At 34.5% G+C, this 22,231-nt stretch carries 23 protein-coding genes; 12 read left to right on the top strand and 11 right to left on the bottom strand.

Annotation, left to right across the window (positions count from 1 at the left end; translation table 11 throughout):
* The first annotated feature begins 3 nt into the window (after positions 1 to 3).
* From H033_RS0107695 to H033_RS0107685, 3 genes are read left to right on the top strand one after another with little or no spacing between them, the layout of a single operon-like run.
* Positions 4 to 294, top strand: coding sequence for a GNAT family N-acetyltransferase (locus tag H033_RS0107695; RefSeq protein ID WP_026837783.1), 291 nt, complete (start codon positions 4 to 6; stop codon positions 292 to 294).
* A 9-nt stretch (positions 295 to 303) separates the two neighbouring features.
* Positions 304 to 768, top strand: a complete 465-nt coding sequence (locus tag H033_RS0107690; RefSeq protein WP_026837782.1) for a GNAT family N-acetyltransferase — start codon at positions 304 to 306, stop codon at positions 766 to 768.
* A 4-nt stretch (positions 769 to 772) separates the two neighbouring features.
* Complete coding sequence (locus H033_RS0107685; protein WP_231367576.1) at positions 773 to 2,431, top strand: murein L,D-transpeptidase; 1,659 nt, start codon at positions 773 to 775, stop codon at positions 2,429 to 2,431.
* On the opposite strand, the gene H033_RS0107680 is transcribed toward H033_RS0107685, so the two are convergent.
* Positions 2,421 to 3,158, bottom strand: coding sequence for a murein L,D-transpeptidase catalytic domain family protein (locus H033_RS0107680; RefSeq protein ID WP_026837780.1), 738 nt, complete (start codon positions 3,156 to 3,158; stop codon positions 2,421 to 2,423). The two genes, H033_RS0107685 and H033_RS0107680, sit on opposite strands and share 11 nt — an antisense overlap.
* A 439-nt stretch (positions 3,159 to 3,597) precedes the next feature.
* On the opposite strand from H033_RS0107680, the gene gpmI reads away from it, so the two are divergent.
* The 6 genes from gpmI (at position 3,598) to H033_RS0107650 (ending at position 8,359) form a co-directional block, all read left to right on the top strand.
* A complete protein-coding gene (gene gpmI / locus H033_RS0107675; protein ID WP_026837779.1) occupies positions 3,598 to 5,115 on the top strand; it encodes a 2,3-bisphosphoglycerate-independent phosphoglycerate mutase in 1,518 nt (505 codons plus the stop codon).
* Between the two features lie 15 nt (positions 5,116 to 5,130).
* Positions 5,131 to 5,727 (top strand): thioredoxin family protein, encoded by a 597-nt coding sequence (locus H033_RS0107670; protein ID WP_026837778.1) that lies wholly within the window; start codon positions 5,131 to 5,133, stop codon positions 5,725 to 5,727.
* A gap of 68 nt (positions 5,728 to 5,795) precedes the next feature.
* Positions 5,796 to 6,227, top strand: a complete 432-nt coding sequence (locus H033_RS0107665) for a BT0820 family HAD-type phosphatase (RefSeq protein ID WP_026837777.1) — start codon at positions 5,796 to 5,798, stop codon at positions 6,225 to 6,227.
* Entirely contained in the window at positions 6,224 to 7,039 is an 816-nt protein-coding gene (map, locus tag H033_RS0107660) for a type I methionyl aminopeptidase (protein ID WP_026837776.1), read from the top strand. The genes H033_RS0107665 and map overlap by 4 nt, the downstream gene beginning before the upstream one ends.
* Positions 7,032 to 7,595, top strand: coding sequence for an NUMOD4 domain-containing protein (locus H033_RS0107655; protein WP_026837775.1), 564 nt, complete (start codon positions 7,032 to 7,034; stop codon positions 7,593 to 7,595). The genes map and H033_RS0107655 overlap by 8 nt, the downstream gene beginning before the upstream one ends.
* Positions 7,592 to 8,359 (top strand): class I SAM-dependent methyltransferase, encoded by a 768-nt coding sequence (locus tag H033_RS0107650; RefSeq protein ID WP_196809428.1) that lies wholly within the window; start codon positions 7,592 to 7,594, stop codon positions 8,357 to 8,359. Before H033_RS0107655 ends, H033_RS0107650 begins: the two co-directional genes overlap by 4 nt.
* A gap of 5 nt (positions 8,360 to 8,364) precedes the next feature.
* On the opposite strand, the gene H033_RS0107645 is transcribed toward H033_RS0107650, so the two are convergent.
* The 9 genes from H033_RS0107645 to H033_RS0107605 all read right to left on the bottom strand — a co-directional run bounded on the left by H033_RS0107645 (position 8,365) and on the right by H033_RS0107605 (position 18,427).
* A complete protein-coding gene (locus H033_RS0107645) occupies positions 8,365 to 9,399 on the bottom strand; it encodes an FAD:protein FMN transferase (protein WP_026837773.1) in 1,035 nt (344 codons plus the stop codon).
* Positions 9,377 to 9,736 carry a hypothetical protein gene (locus tag H033_RS0107640; protein WP_026837772.1) on the bottom strand — a complete coding sequence of 120 codons (360 nt, stop codon included), beginning with the start codon at positions 9,734 to 9,736 and terminating at the stop codon, positions 9,377 to 9,379. The genes H033_RS0107645 and H033_RS0107640 overlap by 23 nt, the downstream gene beginning before the upstream one ends.
* An 84-nt stretch (positions 9,737 to 9,820) precedes the next feature.
* Entirely contained in the window at positions 9,821 to 12,163 is a 2,343-nt protein-coding gene (locus tag H033_RS0107635; protein WP_026837771.1) for a T9SS type A sorting domain-containing protein, read from the bottom strand.
* A gap of 272 nt (positions 12,164 to 12,435) precedes the next feature.
* Positions 12,436 to 13,725, bottom strand: a complete 1,290-nt coding sequence (gene nqrF / locus H033_RS0107630; RefSeq protein ID WP_026837770.1) for an NADH:ubiquinone reductase (Na(+)-transporting) subunit F — start codon at positions 13,723 to 13,725, stop codon at positions 12,436 to 12,438.
* 15 nt (positions 13,726 to 13,740) lie between these two features.
* A complete protein-coding gene (nqrE, locus tag H033_RS0107625) occupies positions 13,741 to 14,355 on the bottom strand; it encodes an NADH:ubiquinone reductase (Na(+)-transporting) subunit E (protein ID WP_026837769.1) in 615 nt (204 codons plus the stop codon).
* A gap of 20 nt (positions 14,356 to 14,375) precedes the next feature.
* The gene (locus H033_RS0107620; protein WP_026837768.1) at positions 14,376 to 15,122 is read right to left on the bottom strand and encodes an NADH:ubiquinone reductase (Na(+)-transporting) subunit D; all 747 of its coding nucleotides are present in this window, start codon (positions 15,120 to 15,122) and stop codon (positions 14,376 to 14,378) included.
* Positions 15,123 to 15,124: 2 nt separating this feature from the next.
* The gene (locus H033_RS0107615) at positions 15,125 to 15,868 is read right to left on the bottom strand and encodes a Na(+)-translocating NADH-quinone reductase subunit C (RefSeq protein ID WP_026837767.1); all 744 of its coding nucleotides are present in this window, start codon (positions 15,866 to 15,868) and stop codon (positions 15,125 to 15,127) included.
* A gap of 2 nt (positions 15,869 to 15,870) precedes the next feature.
* Positions 15,871 to 17,073, bottom strand: coding sequence for an NADH:ubiquinone reductase (Na(+)-transporting) subunit B (locus H033_RS0107610; protein ID WP_026837766.1), 1,203 nt, complete (start codon positions 17,071 to 17,073; stop codon positions 15,871 to 15,873).
* 10 nt (positions 17,074 to 17,083) lie between these two features.
* Entirely contained in the window at positions 17,084 to 18,427 is a 1,344-nt protein-coding gene (locus tag H033_RS0107605; protein WP_026837765.1) for a Na(+)-translocating NADH-quinone reductase subunit A, read from the bottom strand.
* Positions 18,428 to 18,595: 168 nt separating this feature from the next.
* Here H033_RS0107605 and H033_RS0107600 point away from each other — a divergent pair, with 168 nt between their 5' ends.
* From H033_RS0107600 to apaG, 3 genes are all read left to right on the top strand, one after another.
* Positions 18,596 to 19,843 (top strand): DUF5103 domain-containing protein, encoded by a 1,248-nt coding sequence (locus H033_RS0107600; RefSeq protein ID WP_034886323.1) that lies wholly within the window; start codon positions 18,596 to 18,598, stop codon positions 19,841 to 19,843.
* Between the two features lie 203 nt (positions 19,844 to 20,046).
* On the top strand, positions 20,047 to 20,961 hold the full coding sequence (locus H033_RS0107595) for a DUF3667 domain-containing protein (RefSeq protein ID WP_231367575.1): 915 nt from the start codon (positions 20,047 to 20,049) through the stop codon (positions 20,959 to 20,961).
* A 2-nt stretch (positions 20,962 to 20,963) separates the two neighbouring features.
* On the top strand, positions 20,964 to 21,350 hold the full coding sequence (apaG, locus tag H033_RS0107590; RefSeq protein ID WP_026837762.1) for a Co2+/Mg2+ efflux protein ApaG: 387 nt from the start codon (positions 20,964 to 20,966) through the stop codon (positions 21,348 to 21,350).
* Between the two features lie 108 nt (positions 21,351 to 21,458).
* Here apaG and H033_RS0107585 read toward each other — a convergent pair whose 3' ends face one another.
* Complete coding sequence (locus H033_RS0107585) at positions 21,459 to 22,166, bottom strand: NRDE family protein (RefSeq protein ID WP_026837761.1); 708 nt, start codon at positions 22,164 to 22,166, stop codon at positions 21,459 to 21,461.
* Positions 22,167 to 22,231 lie beyond the last annotated feature (65 nt).

Genomic DNA, 22,231 nt, shown 5'->3' with positions numbered 1-22,231 from the left:
ATTATGAAACAGGAAATAAAACACAAAGAGAATGATACCCGTGGTATGTTCTATTTCGAAGATGATAAAGGAATAACTTCTGAACTCACCTACACAAAGCAAGAAAATGGTATTTTAGTTATAGATCATACTGAAACTAGATCTGAATTGGAAGGAAAAGGATTGGCATCTATGCTTTTAAAAAGAAGCGTAGAATATGCTAGAGAGAACAACTATAAAATTAATCCTCTTTGTCCTTTTGCTGAAGTTAAATTCGATGAACATAAAGAATACAGAGACGTCTTAGCAAGTTAATTCTTTAACATGAGCGCTACTTACACTATCCGATTAATTTCTGCTAGCGCTACCTATACAGTGAGAAATGACGTTTTGAGACCGGGAAGACCTGTTACAGAATGCTATTTCGCTGGAGATGATTCCAAAGGAACATTTCACTTAGGCCTATATAAGGATGAAAATTTAATTGGGGTTGCTAGTTTTATGAAAAACAGCAACCCTTTTTTTGATCCCATTGCCCAGTTTCAACTTAGAGGAATGGCAATTTTACCCAAGTATAAAGGACAAGGTTTAGGCAGCTTACTTTTAAAAGAAGGAGAATCTAAAATAAAACAGGAAGATCATGATCCATTTTTATGGTTCAATGCCCGAGTTAATGCCAAAGATTTCTATAAAAAACATGGCTACGAAAGTTTTGGACAAAAGTTTGAAGTACCTGGTGTTTGCGAACATGTTGTAATGTTCAAACATTTTGAAAGCAAGAATAAATAGAAGTATGAGATCACTAAAAACCCTAGATCTGGTTACTAAAAAAGTATTCCTTATAGGCGTACTACTTATGCTTGGAATCTTTAGTTGTAAAAATAAGTACGAAGACGCCAATGATCTGAACCAATCCGAAGAGCCTTCTGAGAAAACTACTCTTGGGACTAAAAATTCTATTTCAAAAATTCTATCTAGTCCTAAATCAGATGAATTATTTTTAAGTGACTCTGTAAAGAAATTCTATGAGGAAAAAGAATATCTACCCACATGGAGTAATAATGAATTACGGGAAGGTTTTATTGAAACACTAAAAAAGGCTGAAGCTGAAGGTCTTTATTTTAAAGATTATCATGGTAACGAAATTGAAGCGATAGAAGGTAGTCTGAACTCCCAGAACAATAATGAAAAGAGCAGGTATGACATTTTACTTACTGACGCTTTTTTTAAATTTAGTAGTCACTTGCTAAATGGTAAAACAAATCCACAAAAAATTCATGAGATCTTTGATCTTCCAAAAAATCAAGCGAATCTTAGCGTTCTTCTTAATGATGCGCTTGCTAAAAATGATCTAGAAATTGCGTTTAATAAGCTAAGGCCAAATAATCCTGTTTATAGTCAGCTCATAGTCTCTTTAAAAGAGTATAAAGAGAAGCTGAAAGACTCCGTTGAATTTAAGGAGATTGATGGTGGAGAAATGATAAAGCCTGGAATGCAAGATGCCCGATTACAAAAGATCAAATTCAGATTAATGTTTTTGGGTTATTTAAAAGATATAGACCCATTTACTAATGATTATTCACAACCAGTGCAAGATGCTATTAAGCAAATTCAGCTTGAAAATGGTTTGTTATCTGATGGGATCGTGGGGAACAGCACCATAAAATTACTGAATATAGATTATAAAGCCCGTTACAATCAGGTTTTGGCAAATCTGGAACGTTGGCGCTGGTATCCTAGGGATTTAGGAGAACAGTATATCCTTGTGAATATTGCCAATTATCATTTAGAGGTGTTAAAGGATAATAAGATTATAAGTAGTCATAAAATAATGGTGGGTACCGACCTTAGAAAAACACCGATTTTTTCAGATGAGATAGAATATATAGTTTTTAATCCCAATTGGACGATCCCTCCTACTATAAAAAATAAAGACGTAATTCCGGGAGTGAGAAAAGACTCGAGTTATCTTAAACGAAAAAATATTGACGTTTATAGTTCCAATGAAGAATTATTGAATCTTAATGATGTGGATTGGAATAGCAACAAAGTAAGATCCTATACATATAGGCAAAAACCGGGAAGTTCTAATCCACTAGGGAAAGTAAAAATTATATATCCCAACAAACATTTGATCTATTTACACGACACGCCTTCAAAATCACTTTTTGCACGTAACTCCAGAGCGCAAAGTTCTGGCTGTATTAGAGTAGAGAATGTAATGGAACTTGTTGAATATCTTTTAAGCGATCAGTCAAATTATAATTCAGAAAAAATTAATGAGATCCTCGAAAAAGGTAAGCTAAAACAGGTTCAGATGGATCAAAGAGTGACAGTTCATCATTTATATTGGACTGCTTGGATAGAAAATGCTAAGCCTAGATTTACAGAAGACATCTACAATTACGACGAAAAGATCATAGAAGAATTAAATAAGGTTTCTAAGCCTTGATCATTCTAGAATTCTTTAAATAAGTCTTGTCTGCGGAGTGAATATAGATAACCGACTTGTTTTTTATAACATCTATAATGTCATTATTTAGAGCGGTTGGCAAAGCAGGACAGCCATAACTTCTTCCTAGTCTTCCTAATTTACTTGCAAAAGAAGGATTTGCATAACTGGCACCGTGAACAACAACGTAGCGCTCACGAGCTTTAGAATTAAATTCCTTTTCCATTCCATCTATAAACATGGAATATCCATTTTTACCGTAATAAGTTTCTGCTGTAACGTAAAAACCTAAAGAACTCTGTAAAGAATTTACCTTATTAGAAAACTTGGTTGCAAACTCGTTACCCGTATTTTTACCATGCGCAACAACCGTGTTAAATAACACTTTATTATTAGTCATATCTAAAACCCACATTCTTTTTTTAGTAGATGAAAGTGTGAAGTCTATAATTGTAAGAATATTTTTTTCAATTGCATTTTGATCAGATAATTTATAATATCCCATCACTCCGTTCTTAAAACTATCTAAGTCTGGTACACTGCTGTTATTTTCAACAAAATCTGTGTATGCCTTATTTATTTCTTCTTCTATAGTTAAATTAACTTCGATAGGTTCCACAAATGCAATCGGCTCTTCTGCGATGTTGGTCGCCTCAAGGTTCTCGGTAGTTGTAAAAGCAAAGGAAAAAGTAAGGAAAGTAATTACGGTTAGGATTTTGTACGTCATAAAAAGATTTAGATTTAAAAGAATGTTAATTATTTTCCAAATATTATGCCAACTTACAAAAATTAAATCATACAATACCTTACATCAGATTTAATTCACCTTTTGGCGATAAAATTTTATAATATGCTTATATTCAAATAATTAAATTTTACTTTATAGAACACAACAGATATGATAACGAAATCATTTCATTTTTATTTTATAAAACTTGAAATAAAAATTAAGGAAACTTAAAGACTATACCACTAGGGGTTTTAACATTTTTAAAAATATAAGATATACTCAAGCCTCAAACAAAACCAGTACTTATTCATTAAATTGATATAGAGTTATTAGTTTTTTAGGGAGTTAAAAAAAAGCTGAGTTTTAATAAAATATTAATAAGACTATTTTAACAAGCCTAGATATAGTTTATATCTTTACTCTCTTATAGAAAATAATGAACAAAAAAGTAATTCTTATGATTTTGGATGGTTGGGGAATAACTCAAGATCCAAAAGTCTCTGCTATTTCAAAAGCAAACACTCCATTTATAGACAGTCTCTTTAAAGACTATCCTAATGCGCAACTGTTTACCCACGGAATGAATGTAGGTCTACCAGAAGGGCAAATGGGGAATAGCGAGGTTGGCCATATGAACTTAGGTGCAGGTAGAATCGTGTATCAGGATCTGGCAAAGATCAATCTGGCCGTTAAAAACAATAGCCTTATTAGTGAACCCGTTTTAGAGCAGGCCTTTGATTATGCTGTAAAGCATAATAAGCCTATTCATTTTATGGGCTTATTAAGTGATGGTGGAGTTCATTCTCATATCAATCATTTAAAAGGATTGCTAAGCGCTGCGGAAGAATTTGGGGTGAAAGAAAAATACGTCCATGCATTTACAGATGGTCGGGATGTAGACCCTAAATCTGGAGTGAATTTTATAGCTGAAATTGAGGAACATTTAGAAAAAACAAATAGCAAATTAGCTTCAGTAATTGGAAGATACTTCGCAATGGATAGAGATAAGCGCTGGGAACGGGTCAAGAAAGCGTATGATCTTATTGTATCTGGAAAAGGACACAAAACCACCAATGCAGTTGAAACAATTTCAGAAAGTTATAAAAACGGAGTTACAGACGAATTTATTGAGCCAATTGTGCTCACAAATGAATCTGGACAACCAGTTGCTACCTTAAAAAGTGACGAAGTTGTAATTTTCTTCAACTTTAGAACAGACAGAGGTCGCCAATTAACTAAGGTTTTGTCTCAAGAAGATATGCCTGAGTTTTCTATGAAAAAAATGCCTTTTTATTATGTAACTCTTACTAAATACGATGATCAATTCACCAATATAAATATTGTCTTTAAAAAAGAGAATATTAAAACCACATTAGGTGAAGTATTAGAATACATGGGAAAAACTCAAATTAGAATAGCCGAAACAGAGAAATATCCTCATGTTACTTTTTTCTTTTCTGGCGGAAGAGAAAAACCATTTAAGGGAGAAACACGCATCATGTGTAATTCTCCAAGGGTTGCTACCTACGATCTACAGCCAGAAATGAGTGCTTATGAAATTCGGGATAAAATAATTCCTGAATTAAAATCTAAAAAAACAGATTTTATATGTCTAAATTTTGCTAATCCAGATATGGTAGGTCATACCGGGATTATGGAAGCGGCAATAAAAGCTTGTGAGGTTGTAGATGAATGTGCACAAAAGGTAGTAGAAACCGCTATTGAAAATGAGTACAGTATTTTGTTAATTGCAGATCACGGGAATTGTGAAGTAATGATGAATGCAGATGGGTCGCCAAATACATCTCATACTATTAGTCCAGTGCCAGTAATATTGGTAGACGATGATATAAAATCCATAAAAAATGGTAATTTAGGTGATATAGCACCGACTATCCTAAAGTTAATGGGAATCACCAAGCCAGAGCTAATGACCCAAGAACCTTTAATTTAAAACAAACACAAGAATATGAAAATTAGTTTATACCTTTTAGCATTCGCATTTTTAGCAAGTTGTGGAAACAGTAATAAAACAACAAATACTGCTGCCACAAATACAACATCGTCATCCATAAGCAGTTCTTCGGAAATGGCTGTAGAAACTAAAACTAAATCTAATATGCAACAAGGAATGTTAGTAGGAGAATTTGATAAAGCAGATCTTGAACAAGAAGCATTTTCTAAATGGTTCAATGAAGGATATAATGAATTCAATCCATCTGCTGAAGCAATGGCTACCATTAAAAAGAACATTTCAGATTATGAAATAATTGCTTTTATGGGAACTTGGTGTCCAGATAGCAGAAGAGAAACCCCAAAAGTATTCAAGATCTTAGATGAAGCTGGTTACGATATGTCTAATCTTACTTTTTATGGAGTGAATAGACAAAAGACTACAACAGATAATATTGAAAAAGAATTTGATTTAAACAGAGTTCCAACCGTGATCTTTTTGAAAGATGGAAAAGAGGTAAATCGTTTTGTAGAATATCCAAGAGAATCTATAGAAGAAGATTTTGCTAAAATCGTTTCTGGAGAAGATTACAAGAACTCTTATGTTGACTAATAATTAAGACGAATATCCCTACAATATTGTGAATTTTATTAACGTATTTTTCTTAGTAATTTTACAGCATGCATAATAACAAAACCATTGCTGTAGATTTTGATGGAACTATAGTAGAAAACAGGTATCCTAAAATAGGCAAACCTATACTTTTTGCTTTAGAAACCTTACTCCATTTGCAGAAAGATGGGCATTTATTGATCCTTTGGACCTACAGGTCTGGTAGAGAATTACAAGAAGCCGTAGAATTCTGTAAGCAAAAAAGAATTGTTTTTTATGCTGTAAATAAAAGTTACCCCGAAGAGTTATACGATGAATCCCTGAGCAGAAAAATTCAGGCAGATATTTTTATAGACGATAGGAATATTGGTGGACTTCGTGGTTGGGGTGAAATTTATCATGATTTATCCTCCTCCCCAGAGAAAGCAAAGTTTACAAATAAAAAGAAAAAAGAAAAATCAGGGAAGCGTATCCTGAATTATATTAAATCGAAATTATGATTATATCCAAATCCAAAGAAGAAATTGAATTAATGCGAGAGAGTGCTTTGGTAGTTTCAAGGACTTTGGGAATGTTAGCTTCAGAAATAAAACCAGGGGTAACCACTTTGAAACTAGACAAACTAGCGGAAGAGTATATTAGAGAGCAAAATGCAGTTCCGGGTTTTTTAGGCTTGTATGACTTTCCAAATACATTATGTATGAGTCCAAATGCACAAGTAGTTCACGGGATCCCAAATAACAATCCATTAGTTGAAGGTGATATTATCTCTATAGATTGTGGAGCTGTAAAAAATGGATTTTATGGAGACCATGCCTACACATTTCCAATTGGAGAAGTGGCAGAGGAAACCAAAAAATTATTACAAGTAACCAAGGAATCACTTTACGTGGGCATCAATGAATTTAGAGCTGGCAAGAGAGTGGGAGATGTTGGTTATGCTATTCAAAAATATTGCGAAGATCATGGCTATGGAGTTGTTAGAGAGCTAGTAGGTCATGGTTTGGGTAAAACCATGCATGAAGATCCCGAAATGCCAAATTATGGCAAGAGAGGGCGTGGTAAAAAATTTATTGAAGGAATGGTTGTAGCTATTGAGCCTATGATCAATCTGGGAACAAAAAATATAAATCAGCTTAACGATGGCTGGACAATTCTCACTGCAGATAATAAACCTAGCGCACATTTTGAGCATAATGTAGCTTTGGTAGATGGAAAGCCAGAGTTGCTTTCTACTTTTAATTATATCTACGAGGCATTAGGAATAAGAAGTAACGAAGAAGACAAATTTAGATCTAAAGTTTATGGTTAAAAATTTCCGACAAGAGCAATGGGTAACCTATCATGATGAATCATGGCAGGAAAGGTTTGTGTATAAAATTTCCAATTATGGAAGAGTAATAAGTTTCGTTAAAAACCCAGAAGGAGAACTTATTAAAGGTGGTAGAACTGCAGGATATCTATCTTTTGTAGTGAACTTGAAAAATGGAAAAAAGAAGAATCACTATTTCCATAGAATTATCGCTGCTTGTTTTCTTGAAAAGAAAGATGACGATCTGTTTGTAATCCATAAAAATTACATAAAACAGGAAAATCATGTTTCCAATTTAGCCTGGACCAATAAAGAAGAATGGACGAAACATCAATTTGGCAATCCTAACGTTAAGGAGAACAAAATGAAGCGTAAGCTAAGACAAGTAACATCCTATTCTAAATTGAGCTATGCACAAGCAGTAGTTTTGAAAAAGAAATTATTAGATCCAAATAGAAAAACCAGAATACGAATACTAGCTAAGCAATTCGGTGTTTCAGAAATGCAGTTATACAGAATAAAATCTGGCGAAAATTGGGGTGATATTGAAGTATGATCCAAAAGGCATTTAAATTTTTTCTGAATAAAATTCCTCGTCCCCTATTAATTAGAGCTAGTTATTTAATTAGACCGGTAATAGCTTTCGGTTTAAGAGGCTCAAAATACACAGATCCAATAGACGGTAAATCCTTTCGCAAGTTTTTACCCTATGGTTATGAGCAACAACGAGAAAATGTACTTTCTCCTTCTACCCTCTCCCTAGAGCGTCATCGGTTATTATGGCTGTATTTAAAAAATGAAACCGGGCTGTTTACTGAAAAAATAAAATTGTTGCATTTTGCCCCGGAACAAGCTTTTCATAAGCGGTTTAGGAAAATGGAAAATCTGGAGTACATTACTACAGACCTAAATTCTCCTTTAGCAGATGTAAAAGCCGATATTTGCAATCTCCCTTTTAAAGATAATTCTTTCAATTTTATTCTTTGTAATCACGTTTTGGAGCATATTCCTGATGATACGAAGGCGATGCAAGAACTTTACAGAGTTTTGGCACCTGGTGGAACCGCGATTTTACAGATCCCTCAAGATCTAAACAGAGCTATTACTTTTGAAGATAATTCTATTACCTCTAGAAAAGAAAGAGCTAAGATCTTTGGGCAATATGATCACGTTCGGGTTTATGGGCGGGATTATTTTGATAAGCTAAGAAGCATTGGTTTTAAAGTCCAAGAAGTAGCTTACACTGATTCTTTAGATCCTTCAGAAATAGATAAATATCGTTTAGCAAAAGGAGAAATTATCCCTGTTTGTATTAAATAAGATTATTACTCTGGCCTCAAAACGTCCTTAAATCCAGAAGTACTAAAAACTTTCACTTCTTCATTTTCTTCCGAATAAATAAAATACACATCCACATCCTCAATTCTGGATAGCATTTCTTGAGAGCGTTCAAGCCCTAAAGCCATAAATGCAGTTGCATAACCATCAGCCAAAGTGCAGTTCTTAGCAAGAACGGACGCGCTTAATAAATTGCTTTTTTCAGACTTTCCCGTTTTAGGATTGATGGTGTGAACATACCGCTGACCGGTTAAGGAATCCAATCTGAATTTTCTGTAATTTCCTGAAGTTGCCATGCCTCTATTTTTTAAGAACAGTGTAGCTTCAAAAACACGATTCCCTTCAGTTTGTAATGGATCATCAATAGCCACTATCCATGGCTCCTCAGATTTTATATTAGTCCCTTTTGCCACAAGCTCTCCTCCTACTTCCACCAAATAGTTTTGTACTTTTTTAGAATTTAAATATTCAGCGATCACATCAACTGTATATCCTTTAGCAATAGCATTAAAATCCAAATAGATTCCCGGGATATCCTTGATAATCCTATTCTCTGCGGAAAGTTTGATCTTGTTTAAGCCCACATACTGCAACATAGAATCTATTACGCGGCTATTTAAGCTGTTATTCCTTTTTTCTGGACCAAACCCATAGGCGTTCACTAAATTTCCAACAGTTGGATCGAAAAAGCCTCTGCTCTCAGAATATATTTTTTTTGAAGCTTTTAATACTTCCCTGAAATTATCATCTACTACAATTGAAGTATCTCCGGCGTTTATTTTAGATATATCCGAGTCTGGTTGATAGGTACTCATAGATCTATTAATCACCTCAAAAATAGAGTCTAATCCCTTTTGGATTGGCAATTCGGTTTTATGAAAGAATTTCACCTGATAGGTTGTTCCCAGAGCTTGCCCAACGAATATTTGAGCCTCCTGATTTTTGGAACAGCCAGAAAGCAGGATAGCACTTATAACTGTGAGTAGTATTGTCTTCAATTTAAATCTCTTGTAATCCTTCATAATTAACGGTGTAAGCATCATCTTTTAAAACTGGTTTATCATAATCCTCGGAATTTGCAATACCGACTCCTGCATAAAAAGTTTTAGCATTGAACTTTAACGCGTGATCCTTGATGCCCTTCATAAATTGAGTATCATAATATTTAGGGTCTACAGGATATGGAATAGCCTTAACGATCACGAAATTTAATTTTTGATCTTTCAACGCAACAAATTGAGGATTTCGTTTCAATTGGCTGTTCACTCCAAGAAACTCATATCCCTCATCTTCCAATTCCTTGCCTACAATATTCATTGCAAGGTTATGAAGTTCTTGATCTGTTAATTTATCTTTCATAGTATTCAAAAATACGATATATGCGATATCTAAATAAAAATAGCTCGAAAAATTCGAGCTATTTTTATTTAGATATAATCAGAATTATTTTTTTATCAATTTCTTAATTATTGTGCCTTTGGATGTTTTTATTTCAGCAAAATACATTCCAGAATTGAAACTAGAGAGATCCATCATTGGTAATTCTTGTTCTTCACTGAATTTAAATTCTTTTATTTTTTTTCCAGTAAAATCATATACTTGAATTAAATCAACTTTTATCTCACTCAATTTTTTTACCTCAAACACTCCATAACTAGGATTTGGAAAAATGGCAACCTCTTTATTGTCCGCAAATTTCGTAACACAATTCTCAATGTCTATATAAATAAAAGAATAATCTGTAGGACATAATCCAGAAGTACTTTCAACAATATATCGATATTGACCTGCTTTATCTATAGCCGGATCAAAAACCGTAGTACCACTTACCAAGGCTGGTGAAAAAACACCTCCTGAATCTGGCGGACCTAGAATAGAAGGTTTATACAATGTTAGTAGATCTACAGGAGCAGAATTAGAACATAAAGAAGCAAAGGTAGTAGCTCCGGCGTTAGGTGCATCATTAATAGTTACGCTTAGAGCTATTCTTGAACCACATGATCCCGATGCATTATCTGCATAATATTGTTTTCCTGACTCTAACAGATGACTATTTTCTAAAGGAATTAGAGAAGAAGAGGATTCAAACCAAGCAATACCCGCACCACCATCTGAGGCAACTAGATCGGAAATCCTAGGTTTATGAAAATTATTACCCGTTCCTTCAGAGGAGCACAATGATTGTGAACTGTTTGCAACAATTGGACATGTAGCTGGAAGTGGATCCGAAACCATACTAATAGTGACCACTGCGGAGTCATTACAGGTGTTTGTAGAAAAAACTGTATAAGTATAATCACCAAATTTATCTTGTGCTGGATCGAATATTCCACTACCACTTAATAACGACGGACTCCATGTTCCACCTGAATCGAGACTACCTCCTAAAATAGTAAAAAGATCCACTTGAGAATCTGATATTGAAATTGCTGTACTAGCATCTTCACCTGCATTAGCTGCAGGTTTTATAGATACATAAATAAAAGAATAATCTGTAGGACATAGTCCAGAAGTGCTTTCAACAATATAACGATATTGACCTGCTTTATCTATAGCCGGATCAAAAACCGTAGTACCACTTACCAAGGCTGGTGAAAAAACACCTCCTGAATCTGGCGGACCTAGAATAGAAGGTTTATACAATGTTAGTAGATCTACAGGAGCAGAATTAGAACATAAAGAAGCAAAGGTAGTAGCTCCGGCGTTAGGTGCATCATTAATAGTTACGCTTAGAGCTATTCTTGAACCACATGATCCCGATGCATTATCTGCATAATATTGTTTTCCTGACTCTAACAGATGACTATTTTCTAAAGGAATTAGAGAAGAAGAGGATTCAAACCAAGCAATACCCGCACCACCATCTGAGGCAACTAGATCGGAAATCCTAGGTTTATGAAAATTATTACCCGTTCCTTCAGAGGAGCACAATGATTGTGAACTGTTTGCAACAATTGGACATGTAGCTGGAAGTGGATCCGAAACCATACTAATAGTGACCACTGCGGAGTCATTACAGGTGTTTGTAGAAAAAACTGTATAAGTATAATCACCAAAATTATCTTGTGCTGGATCGAATATTCCACTACCACTTAATAACGACGGACTCCATGTTCCGCCTGAATCGGGACTGCCTCCTAAAATAGTAAAAAGATCCACTTGAGAATCTGATATTGAAATTGCTGTACTAGCATCTTCACCTGCATTAGCTGCGGGTTTTATAGATACATAAATAAAAGAATAATCTGTAGGACATAATCCAGAAGTACTTTCAACAATATATCGATATTGACCTGCTTTATCTATAGCCGGATCAAAAACCGTAGTACCACTTACCAAGGCTGGAGAAAGAACACCACCTGAATCTGGCGGACCTAGAATAGAAGGTTTATACAATGTTAGTAGATCTACAGGAGCAGAATTAGAACATAAAGAGGCAAAGGTAGTAGATCCGGCGTTAGGTGCATCATTGATAGTTACGCTTACAGCTATTCTCGAACCACATGATCCCGATGCATTATCTGCATAATATTGTTTTCCTGACTCTAACAGATGACTATTTTCTAAAGGAATTAGAGAAGAAGAGGATTCAAACCAAGCAATACCCGCACCACCATCTGAGGCAATTAGATCGGAAATCCTAGGTTTATGAAAATTATTACCCGTTCCTTCAGAGGAGCACAATGATTGTGAACTGTTTGCAACAATTGGACAATTAAGATCAAATGAAAATGTATTAAAGGATAATACAAATAAAAAAATCGTTGAAAGTAAAGTTCTTTCCATAATGATAGATTTAGAAATTAAACATCACATTAAGTTATAAGAAAGAAATATGAGAAATCCTGCGTTCAGCAAGCTAGTGACAAAAAAGTAGGGAAATCACCTATAACATTTTAGTTAAAATTTGAATTTATACTAAGTTCCAACGAAAAAATTTTAAGGATGCAAAGTAAATTTTTAAAAAACTAGACTAGAGACTGTAAGAATTTGACCACAAAAAAATAGCCATCCGATTAAGATGACTATTTTCAATTATTGAAATTTCAGATTATGGCTTATCCACCAAAATCATCAAATCTTACATTTTCTGGAGGAACTCCAAGATCTTCGGTCATTTTTTCCACCGCCTTGTTCATTAAAGGTGGTCCACAGAAATAATACTCGACATCTTCAGGAGTTTCGTGATATTGTAAATAGTTATCTATTACCACTTGGTGAATAAATCCTATAAACCCATCTCCTTCACCATCAATTCCATCTTTTACTTTCCAGTTATCTTCTTCCATAGGTTCAGATAAAGCTAAGTAAAATTTAAAGTTTGGAAAATCTCTTTCTAAAGCTCTAAAGTGTTCTGAATAGAATAATTCTCTTTTAGAACGTCCACCATACCAGTAACTTACTTTTCTTCCTGTTTGAAGGGTTCTGAATAGATGATATAAGTGAGAACGCATTGGTGCCATACCAGCTCCACCACCTACATAAAGCATTTCTGATTCACTTTCATTTATGAAGAATTCTCCGTAAGGACCAGAAATTACTACTTTATCTCCTTCTTTTCTTGAAAAGATATAAGAAGAGGCTACTCCTGGATTTACATCCATCCAACCGTTCTTAGCTCTATCGAATGGCGGTGCTGCAACACGTACATTCAACATGATCTCACGACCTTCTGCAGGATAAGAAGCCATAGAATATGCACGCTCTACCGTTTCAGGATTTTTCATCACTAAAGGCCAAAGCTTAAACTTATCCCATTCTTCTTTAAATTTATCTGGTTCTCCAGGGTGTTCATCTGGATGGGCAGTAATATCCATATCTTCAAATTTCACCTCACATTTAGGAATCTCTATCTGAATATATCCACCTGCTTTATAACCCATATCCTCAGGGATCTCTACTACGAATTCCTTGATAAAGGATGCTACGTTATAGTTACGCATTACCGTTGCTTCCCATTTCTTAATACCAAAAATTTCTTCCGGTATCTGTATCTTCATGTCTTCTTTAACTTTTACCTGGCAACCAAGTCTCCATCCTAGAGCGATCTCTTTTCTTGTAAAATGAGGTTCTTCTGTTGGTAGAATAGATCCACCACCTTCAGTAACTATACATTTACATTGAATACATGTTCCACCTCCACCACATGCGGACGGTAAGAATAATTTTTGCTCACCAAGAGTGGATAAAAGAGTTCCACCAGATCCTACTTCTATGTCTTTCTCACCATTTACTTTAATAGTAACGGGACCAGAAGGTACTAATTTTGCTTTAGCGCCCAGTAATATGGAAACTAATAAGAGTATAAGTACTAAAAATACAATTACACTTGCTATAATAACTGTCATTGTTGTGTCTTTTTATTATAATTCAATTCCCATAAAACTCATAAACCCAATTGCCATTAACCCTGTAATAATAAAGGTAATCCCTAGTCCTTTTAAAGGAGCAGGAACATTTGAATAAGCAATTTTTTCTCTAATAGCTGCAATAGCAATGATTGCTAAGAACCATCCAATACCACTTCCTAAACCATAGGTTATAGCCTCAGATACCGCAGTAAAGCTTTTTTGCTGCATAAATAAGGATCCACCCAAAATAGCACAGTTTACTGCGATAAGTGGTAAAAAGATCCCTAAAGCACCATATAAAGCTGGAGCAAATTTTTCTACTATCATTTCCACTAATTGTACCATTGAAGCTATTACTGCAATGAACATTATGAAACTTAAGAAACTAAGATCTACACTTGCATATTCTGGATTTATCCATCTTAAAGCCCCTGGCGCAAGCAAATATTGATCCAGCAAAAAGTTAATTGGTACCGTGATGGCAAGTACAAAAATAACCGCTGTACCTAGACCAACTGCTGTTTTTACTGTTTTTGATACTGCTAAATAGGAACACATTCCTAAAAAGTAGGCAAAAATCATATTTTCTATGAAAATACTTCTAACAAATAAATTTATATAATCCATTTTATAGTGCTTTAACGCTGTTAGTTTTGTTCTATTAATTTACGGTTTCTTGCACGTTGTACCCAAATAATGATTCCCACCACGATAAGTGCCATTGGAGACAATAACATTAATCCGTTATCCTCATATCCATAAGCGTATAATCCTGTAGCTTCCGAGGCTACAGCTGCATTGTTTCCAAGAACTTCGAATCCGAATAATTTTCCAGATCCTAGAAGCTCTCTAAAAAAAGCAACAATAATCAAGATAATTCCGTATCCTGCTGCGTTACCTATGCCATCAAGAAAAGATTTATAAACTCCGTTCCCTAAAGCAAATGCTTCTAAACGTCCCATTACAATACAGTTGGTAATAATAAGCCCAACGAATACAGAAAGTTGTTTACTTACATCGTAGGCATAAGCCTTTAATATTTGATCTACCAAGATCACCAAAGAAGCAACAATTACCAATTGAACGATAATTCTAATTCTATTTGGGATCAGGTTTCTAATTAAAGAAACTATCATGTTAGAGAATGCCATTACTGCAGTAACTGCTAATGCCATTACAATTGCAGGTTCTAACTGAACCGTAATTGCCAATGCCGAACAAATACCTAAAACTTGTACAGTAATCGGGTTGTTATCATTTAAGGGGTCGCTTAATAACTTACGATTGTTCTTCGATAAGAAATGTTCTCTTTCTTCAGTATTAGAAAGAAATAAGATCATTTCTTGTTTCTTTGCCTCCTTTGCTTCAGAAGCTATTTTAGTATCTATAGACATAATTACTGAATTGCTACTTTAATATCCGTTTGCTTTTTAAAATATGGGAGATAACGTAGTAATCTTTCAGAAATCATATCTGAAACTCCATCCCCGGTAATTGTAGCTCCAGAAATAGCATCTACTTTATTATCATCTTTATTAGATGGATCAATGTTTCCTTTAACTACAGAAACTCCAATTAAATTTCCACTACCATCAAAGATCTTTTCATCCGCAAAACTCTGTTTGAACCACATTTGAGTAATTTCTCCTCCTAATCCAGGTGTTTCTCCTTTATGATCGAAAACAGCACCTTTAATAGTATTCACATCATCTTTTAGAGCTATATATCCAAAGATAGCATCCCAAAGTCCTTTTCCTCTTAACGGAATTATATAATATTTAGCTCCTTCAACATTTGCTATATATAAAGGATATACTTGCTTTGCACCTGGCTTTTTCAATTCTTTTGCAAGATCCACTGTAAAAGCATCTGTTCCTTCGGCAACGCTACCGTCTTCGTTTAAAGCAATAGTTTCAGTAATATATTCATTATATAATCCTTCTGCTTCGCTTCTTTCGGTTTCAATTCCAACCGTTGCCAGGATATTTTGCATTTTTTCCTGACGCACATTTTCATTCTGAATTGGCTGAAGTGTTGTAGCTGTAAAAGCTAACACACTTGCTACCACTACCACCATTATAATGGCAAACATAAATGTGTAGCCGTTGGTGTTCGTTTTATTTACTGGTTTTTCTTCCATAACTAAGCTGCTGTTTTAATTTGTCTTGAAACGCTTACCGCTCTTTTCTTTCGTCTATTAATGTTCGCTTCAATTACATAATGATCTATTACCGGAGCAAAAACATTCATCAATAATATGGCCAACATTATTCCTTCTGGGTACGCTGGATTGAACACACGAATCATTACCCCGAATAATCCAATTAAAAACCCGTAGATCCATTTTCCTCTTAAGGTCTGTGCTGCAGAAACAGGGTCTGTTGCCATAAACACAATTCCAAAAGATAATCCACCAATTATTAAATGCTGATACCAGGGAAAGTTTGTTAAGGCATTTCCTTCTATCCCCATATTTGGAAGTGCATTAAAGATTAAGGCCATTACAGCTGCACCTACAAATCCACTTAAAATAATTCTCCAACTTCCTACCTTGGTAAGTACCAAAATTAAAGCACCAGCAAGCACACATATTGTAGAAGTCTCTGCGATAGATCCGGGAATAACACCCGAGAACATATCCATTACACTATAAGGCACATCTGCCACTCCTTTTCCTGCTGAGGCTAGTGTTCCTAAAATAGTTTCTCCAGAAACACCGTCTACAGTTGTGGCTTCACTTACCCATACCTGATTTCCAGACATATACGTTGGATAAGCAAAAAAAGCAAAAGCACGAGCCGTTAGCGCAGGATTCAGAATATTCATTCCTGTACCTCCAAAAGCTTCTTTTCCTATTACTACTGCAAATATTACAGAAAGAGCAACCATCCATAATGGAATATCTATCGGCATAATCATAGGGATCAAAAGTCCCGTAACCAAATATCCTTCATTTACCTCGTGTCCTCTAAAGATCGCGAAAGCGAATTCTATTCCTAAACCAACTCCGTAAGAAACAGCGATCATTGGAAGAATTTTCCATGCTCCATGCATAAAAGCTTCCAAGAAAGGCACACCGTCAGCATATTCAGGTAGTTGATGTAGATATTGATATCCTCCATTCCACATGCCAAATATAAGCGCAGGAACTAAAGCGAGCACCACAGTTATCATGGTTCTCTTCAAATCTACAGCATCCCTAACATGGGCTCCTTTTTGAGTAGTATGATTTGGAGTGTATAAAAAAGTATCCAAGGCATTAATTGCGGGAGCATACTTTTCTAACTTATTACCTCTATTAAAAGGCTCTCTAAATTTATCTAATTTTTGTCTAATCCATTCCATAGTTCAACTTTTAGCCTACTTCTGTAATCATTAAATCCAAGCCAAGACGAATAATATCTTGAGCCTCTATTTTTGAGGTGTTTACATAATCTATCAATGCGAAATCTTCTGGAACTACTTCGTAAATTCCAAGATTTTCCATCTTCTCAATATCTCCTGCGATACAAGCTTTTAGCAATTGCATAGGATAAACATCCATAGGCAACACATCTTCCATTTCTCCCGTAACAACCAATGCACGTTCTTCCCCATTTAAATTGGTATTTAGATCGTACTTCTTTTTTGGAAATAACCAAGAAAGTGAAGTTCTAGAAGTGGAATGAATATTATTATACGTGAATGGCAACCATCCTAACATTCTAAATTTATTTCCTTCTGGAATTAATGTAAGGCTAGTGTTATAAAATCCGATATATTGATTGTTAGAAAGCTTAGTCCCGGTTAAAACATCTCCAGAAATAATTCTAACATCATCTGATACCTGACCAATTAGATCTGAAACATTAGCTCCAATCTTGATCTTGTAATATTTATTCTCTTTAGCTTCACTACCAGATAAAGCAATAGTTCTATCTGGATGGTATTGCCCTGTTAAGAACACATTCCCAATAATAGAAACATCCTCTGCCCCAACAGCCCAAACTCTTTCACCAATATTAATAGGATCAATTTTATGGATCTGAACACCAACATTTCCTGCTGGATGAGGCCCGGTAACTTTATGAAGCTCTACTCCTGTAATTCCTTTTAAAATTGCTTCGGAAGAAGCATCTACTGAAAGATGTACTTTTCCTGAAGTTAATTTCTGAAGTGCATTGACTCCTTCTTGAAAAGCTGCAACTTTATCTTTCAGCAAAAAACCAATATCTGCTGACAAAGGAGCTGTACTTACTGCTGAAATAAAGATCGCTTTTGGAGTGTCCTCTGGAGAAGCAACAATATCGTAAGGACGTTGATTTAAAAACGCACCACAACCGCTCTCAAACAATCGGCTTTTCACAGCTTCCGCAGTAGAACTTGTAGCATCCATTTTTCCGAAATCCTTAAAACTATCGGTAGGATCTGCATCCACGATAACTTCAATTATTCGGCGCTTCTCTGCACGTTTAATTTCTTTTAGAGTTCCACTAACTGGAGATGTAAATGTTAATTTCTCGTCGTACTTAGAAAAGAAAAGCACATCACCTGCTAAAACTGTTGCTCCTTCTTTAAGAGTTACTTTTGGTACTACAGAGTGGAAATCTGGGGGCTTAATAGCGTAAGTCTTAGACCTAGGAGCCTCAAGAACTTGTTTTTCCGCTTCCCCTTTTAAACGTAGGGTAAGCCCTCTTTTTATTCGAATGTCTTTTGACATAGGATGAAGTGTATATTAAATTTGTTTTTTAAAGTGTGCAAATTTACTAATTTTAACCCTATAATTCCCAAAGAAATTGGATAATTTTCAATGGAACACTTGTTAAAGTAATACTGCAAAATAATGGGAATAAAATTTGTATTTGCCTCTATTCTAATAACTAATCAAATGAATAATATTCTTAGCTTATTTTGTTTTCTGTGGGTAACACTTTCCATTGCCCAAGTGCAAGTAGAAGTTTTACCTCCCAATTATATAAAAAGCATTATTCTAAAAGGAAATTCAGACATATCTGGCAATCCCGTAATTCAATTAGGACAATCCTTAACTTTAGAATTCGATGATATAATTGGTGACGAAGCCGATTATTATTACACTTTGGAACATTTTAATTACGATTGGACGCCATCAGACTTAATAAAAACTGAATATTTAACTGGCTTTGACAACCTTAGGATTATCAACTATATGAATTCCTACAATACGCTTCAAGGATTTACCCATTACAATCTCACAATTCCAAATAAAGATACCAAATCTTTGAAGGTTAGCGGGAATTATATGCTTAAAATTCTTAATGTGAATGACGAGTTAGTTTTTTCTAGAAAATTTATGGTATATAGGCCAATTGCTCAAGTAAAAGTTGCTATAAAAAGATCACGTGATCTAAAGTATATTAATTCAAGGCAGGTAGTTAATTTCAGTATTATTTCTCCAGACTTTTTAATTAGGAATCCAGAGTCCACTGTAAAAGTACTCATCACTAAAAACCATAATTTAAAGTCTAGTATAGAAGTTTTAAAACCACAATATACTATTGGAAATGAGCTGATCTATAAATACGATCAGGAAACTTCTTTTCAAGCAAGCAACGAATATTTACAATTTGACAGTAAAGATATTCGCTCAACCACTTTGGATATTGGAAGAATCGAATTGAACGAACTCTATAGCCACTTTCTTTTTACCGACAGATCTAGAGCTACTGAACCATATACATACAACCCGGACATCAACGGTCAATTTGTGATTCGCACCTTACAGGGTGAAAATTCCTCTATTGAAGCTGAGTATGTTTGGACACATTTTAAACTTCAGAATTACGACCCGTTGGAAGGAGGAGAGCTACATTTATATGGAGCATTCAATAATTTTGAACTGGATGATTCTACTTTGATGAAATACAACAAGGAATCTGGATTATACGAAAATACGCTCCTTTTTAAACAAGGGTTTTATAATTACAAATATGTGCTTTTAAATAAGGACGGATTTTTAGATGAGGGATTTATTAGCGGAGATTTTGAAGTGACCGAGAATGAATATCAAGTTTTAGTGTACTTTAGAGATCTGGGAGCGAGATTCGATCAAATTATTGGTTATGGAAATGCGAGTTCCCTAAATATTTCGAACTAATCAACTCTTAATATATTTAGCTGATGAAGGGCGAACGCTCCTTAACTAAATACCGTGGTTTATGTTGCTTAAATTGCGGCCATCCACTAGACATAAGCGATAAATTTTGCTCAAACTGTGGGCAAACAAACAACACCAAAAAATTATCTTTCAAAGATTTTTTTTTAGAATTCTTCGGCGGGATCTTTTCTTATGATTCCAGAATGAACAGAACTTTAGCTACTCTGATTTTTTATCCCGGTAAGATCTCGAGAGATTATATAAATGGAATAAGAACAAAATATGCCAATCCGTTTCGATTCTTCTTAAGTATTTCAATTATATTTTTTATTATTTGGAGCTTTACTTTTCAGTCTAATAACTTCGGCGGGGTTTCAGATAACCAAACAGTTGCAGAACTAGATCAATTTTCGGAAAAGGAAAAAGAAGAATTAAAAGAAGAGCTTCAGAAAGTTCCTTTTGGAAAGGAGATAGATCTAGACACTATCTTGGGCATTAAACCCGTAGAAATAATTAAAAATTATAAGGATCGTCATCTTACACAAAGGCAACTGGACACTTTAAATTTAATAGAATCATCTTTTAAGCAAATTAGCCTTTATTCAGAGTTTTACAATCAAACAAGTATTCTAAATCCAGAAGAAGCAATAGATAGTTTAGATCATTCCAATAAATTCTGGAATAGATATTTATATAGAAAAGCAGTAGATACTGAGATCATATGGAACAACCCGAAAGTGTTTTTTGACTATCTAATTAGTAAATCACCCTTTATTATATTCTTCTTTTTACCGGTTTTTGCGCTAATTATTTGGCTTTTTTATTTCTATAAGCCAATTAATTATATGGAGCATCTAGTTTTTACTTTTCATGTACAAAGCACTTTTTTCGTGTTTGTATTAATTGGTTTAATCGTAGACCTTATTTTTAAATCGGAGGTGTTCACCACAATTGCTCTTTTAATTTTTCTGTTCTACCTTTATAAAGCCCTTCGGAATTTTTATAATGAAAGAAGATTTGTAACAATTGTTAAATTTCTGGCTCTAAATTTTATATTTCTTACATTAGCTATAATAGCGGCATTTATTTCAGCTCTTACATTTTTCGCAATTAGATAAATATGGTTCAAAAAGTTACATGTGGAATTAAAATTTCCGTAGAGACCAATTTCGAAGGCACATTTTATAAAAATTATAAGATCCACTTTGCTTTTGGATACAGAGTAACTATTGAGAACCAGAGTAAAGATTCTGTACAATTAACATCCAGATTCTGGAACATCAAAGATGCTCTCAAGGATACCGAAATTGTACAGGGAGAAGGGGTAATAGGTAAAAAACCTGTTTTAATGCCTGGTGAAACTCATACTTATAGCAGTGGATGTCTACTTTCTGCTCCATTTGGATCTATGAGTGGCTATTACAATATGGTCAATTTTACGACCTCAAAAAAATTCAAAGTTGCGATCCCCGGTTTTAAACTAAGCGCCCCCTTTGCTTTAAATTAAAGATTTAATTAGCAGTCCAGATTGCCATCGGGACACCTCTTATTTTTAAAATATTTACCTCCAGAACCAACGTTACTTAGCTCTCGGGTTTGTCGAGGAATTCTTGATTTAGAATTCTATTTCGATTATATCTCGATCCTTTAAATCCATAAATTTCATTTTTATCTCTTCTGAAGTCTTCTCAATTTGAGAGATATTTTGAGTTTTCACAAATCCTCTATCCATAATTACATCAATATTAGCATCTCCAATTCCGGCTGAAGTATGAAACTCCCATAAAGCTTCGGCACTTAAGGATTTATCATTTTGAAATTCTAGAAACCATTGCTCTCTAATTGTTTTCATTTCAGAAGAATACAAAGGAGAAGAAGACCAAATATGAGACTTCAGTTCCAGATCTTTAAAGTGCTTTATTTTACCATCCCAAACAAGTTCCAAAAAACGCAAACCGGAATTCCAATCTACTGCAACAATAGTAAAAGGTTCAATATTTTTAAAATTGTAGTTCTCTACAGCTTCATCAATAGATACTGCCGCTAAAAGATCTTTCACCACCACCCCTCTACTTAATCTATAACTAGTTTCTCTAACATGTGGCTTAAACTCTCCATTAAGTAAACAGATCAATCTTTTTTGCTCACTTAAACCAATCCAGGTTCCACCAGCCAGTTTATCTTTTGGATAAAGCATTTTTATACCATTTTCAGAATAGAAATCTGGAGGAAGCGCTTCCCTTTCTGCAGCTTCATCCCTGTTGGATGTAAGTATAAAACCGTTTTTTTTAGCTGAAATAGGAAGTAATGTAACCGTACACATAGATTAATGATATAAATGCTAATTTACAACATCTCCTCCAAATCTTCAGTTGAACTTCTCTAGTT

The organism is Gillisia sp. JM1 (genome assembly GCF_000424645.1).
Lineage (GTDB): Bacteria > Bacteroidota > Bacteroidia > Flavobacteriales > Flavobacteriaceae > Gillisia.
The sequence above is the reverse complement of the archived record's forward strand: the minus strand, read 5'-3'. Positions and strand labels throughout refer to the sequence as shown.

Excerpts from the sequence above, each read along its gene's own strand:
- H033_RS0107605 (WP_026837765.1), bottom strand. The coding sequence starts at position 18,427 with ATGTCAAAAGACATTCGAATAAAAAGAGGGCTTACCCTACGTTTAAAA.
- H033_RS0107695 (WP_026837783.1), top strand. The coding sequence starts at position 4 with ATGAAACAGGAAATAAAACACAAAGAGAATGATACCCGTGGTATGTTC.
- H033_RS0107640 (WP_026837772.1), bottom strand. The coding sequence starts at position 9,736 with ATGAAAGATAAATTAACAGATCAAGAACTTCATAACCTTGCAATGAAT.
- H033_RS0107600 (WP_034886323.1), top strand. The coding sequence starts at position 18,596 with ATGAATAATATTCTTAGCTTATTTTGTTTTCTGTGGGTAACACTTTCC.
- H033_RS0107595 (WP_231367575.1), top strand. The coding sequence starts at position 20,047 with ATGAACAGAACTTTAGCTACTCTGATTTTTTATCCCGGTAAGATCTCG.
- H033_RS0107655 (WP_026837775.1), top strand. The coding sequence starts at position 7,032 with ATGGTTAAAAATTTCCGACAAGAGCAATGGGTAACCTATCATGATGAA.
- gpmI (WP_026837779.1), top strand. The coding sequence starts at position 3,598 with ATGAACAAAAAAGTAATTCTTATGATTTTGGATGGTTGGGGAATAACT.
- apaG (WP_026837762.1), top strand. The coding sequence starts at position 20,964 with ATGGTTCAAAAAGTTACATGTGGAATTAAAATTTCCGTAGAGACCAAT.
- H033_RS0107680 (WP_026837780.1), bottom strand. The coding sequence starts at position 3,158 with ATGACGTACAAAATCCTAACCGTAATTACTTTCCTTACTTTTTCCTTT.
- H033_RS0107635 (WP_026837771.1), bottom strand. The coding sequence starts at position 12,163 with ATGGAAAGAACTTTACTTTCAACGATTTTTTTATTTGTATTATCCTTT.
- H033_RS0107615 (WP_026837767.1), bottom strand. The coding sequence starts at position 15,868 with ATGGAAGAAAAACCAGTAAATAAAACGAACACCAACGGCTACACATTT.
- H033_RS0107645 (WP_026837773.1), bottom strand. The coding sequence starts at position 9,399 with ATGAAGGATTACAAGAGATTTAAATTGAAGACAATACTACTCACAGTT.
- H033_RS0107690 (WP_026837782.1), top strand. The coding sequence starts at position 304 with ATGAGCGCTACTTACACTATCCGATTAATTTCTGCTAGCGCTACCTAT.
- H033_RS0107685 (WP_231367576.1), top strand. The coding sequence starts at position 773 with ATGAGATCACTAAAAACCCTAGATCTGGTTACTAAAAAAGTATTCCTT.
- H033_RS0107620 (WP_026837768.1), bottom strand. The coding sequence starts at position 15,122 with ATGTCTATAGATACTAAAATAGCTTCTGAAGCAAAGGAGGCAAAGAAA.
- nqrF (WP_026837770.1), bottom strand. The coding sequence starts at position 13,725 with ATGACAGTTATTATAGCAAGTGTAATTGTATTTTTAGTACTTATACTC.
- nqrE (WP_026837769.1), bottom strand. The coding sequence starts at position 14,355 with ATGGATTATATAAATTTATTTGTTAGAAGTATTTTCATAGAAAATATG.
- H033_RS0107670 (WP_026837778.1), top strand. The coding sequence starts at position 5,131 with ATGAAAATTAGTTTATACCTTTTAGCATTCGCATTTTTAGCAAGTTGT.
- H033_RS0107650 (WP_196809428.1), top strand. The coding sequence starts at position 7,592 with ATGATCCAAAAGGCATTTAAATTTTTTCTGAATAAAATTCCTCGTCCC.
- H033_RS0107610 (WP_026837766.1), bottom strand. The coding sequence starts at position 17,073 with ATGGAATGGATTAGACAAAAATTAGATAAATTTAGAGAGCCTTTTAAT.
- H033_RS0107585 (WP_026837761.1), bottom strand. The coding sequence starts at position 22,166 with ATGTGTACGGTTACATTACTTCCTATTTCAGCTAAAAAAAACGGTTTT.
- H033_RS0107665 (WP_026837777.1), top strand. The coding sequence starts at position 5,796 with ATGCATAATAACAAAACCATTGCTGTAGATTTTGATGGAACTATAGTA.
- map (WP_026837776.1), top strand. The coding sequence starts at position 6,224 with ATGATTATATCCAAATCCAAAGAAGAAATTGAATTAATGCGAGAGAGT.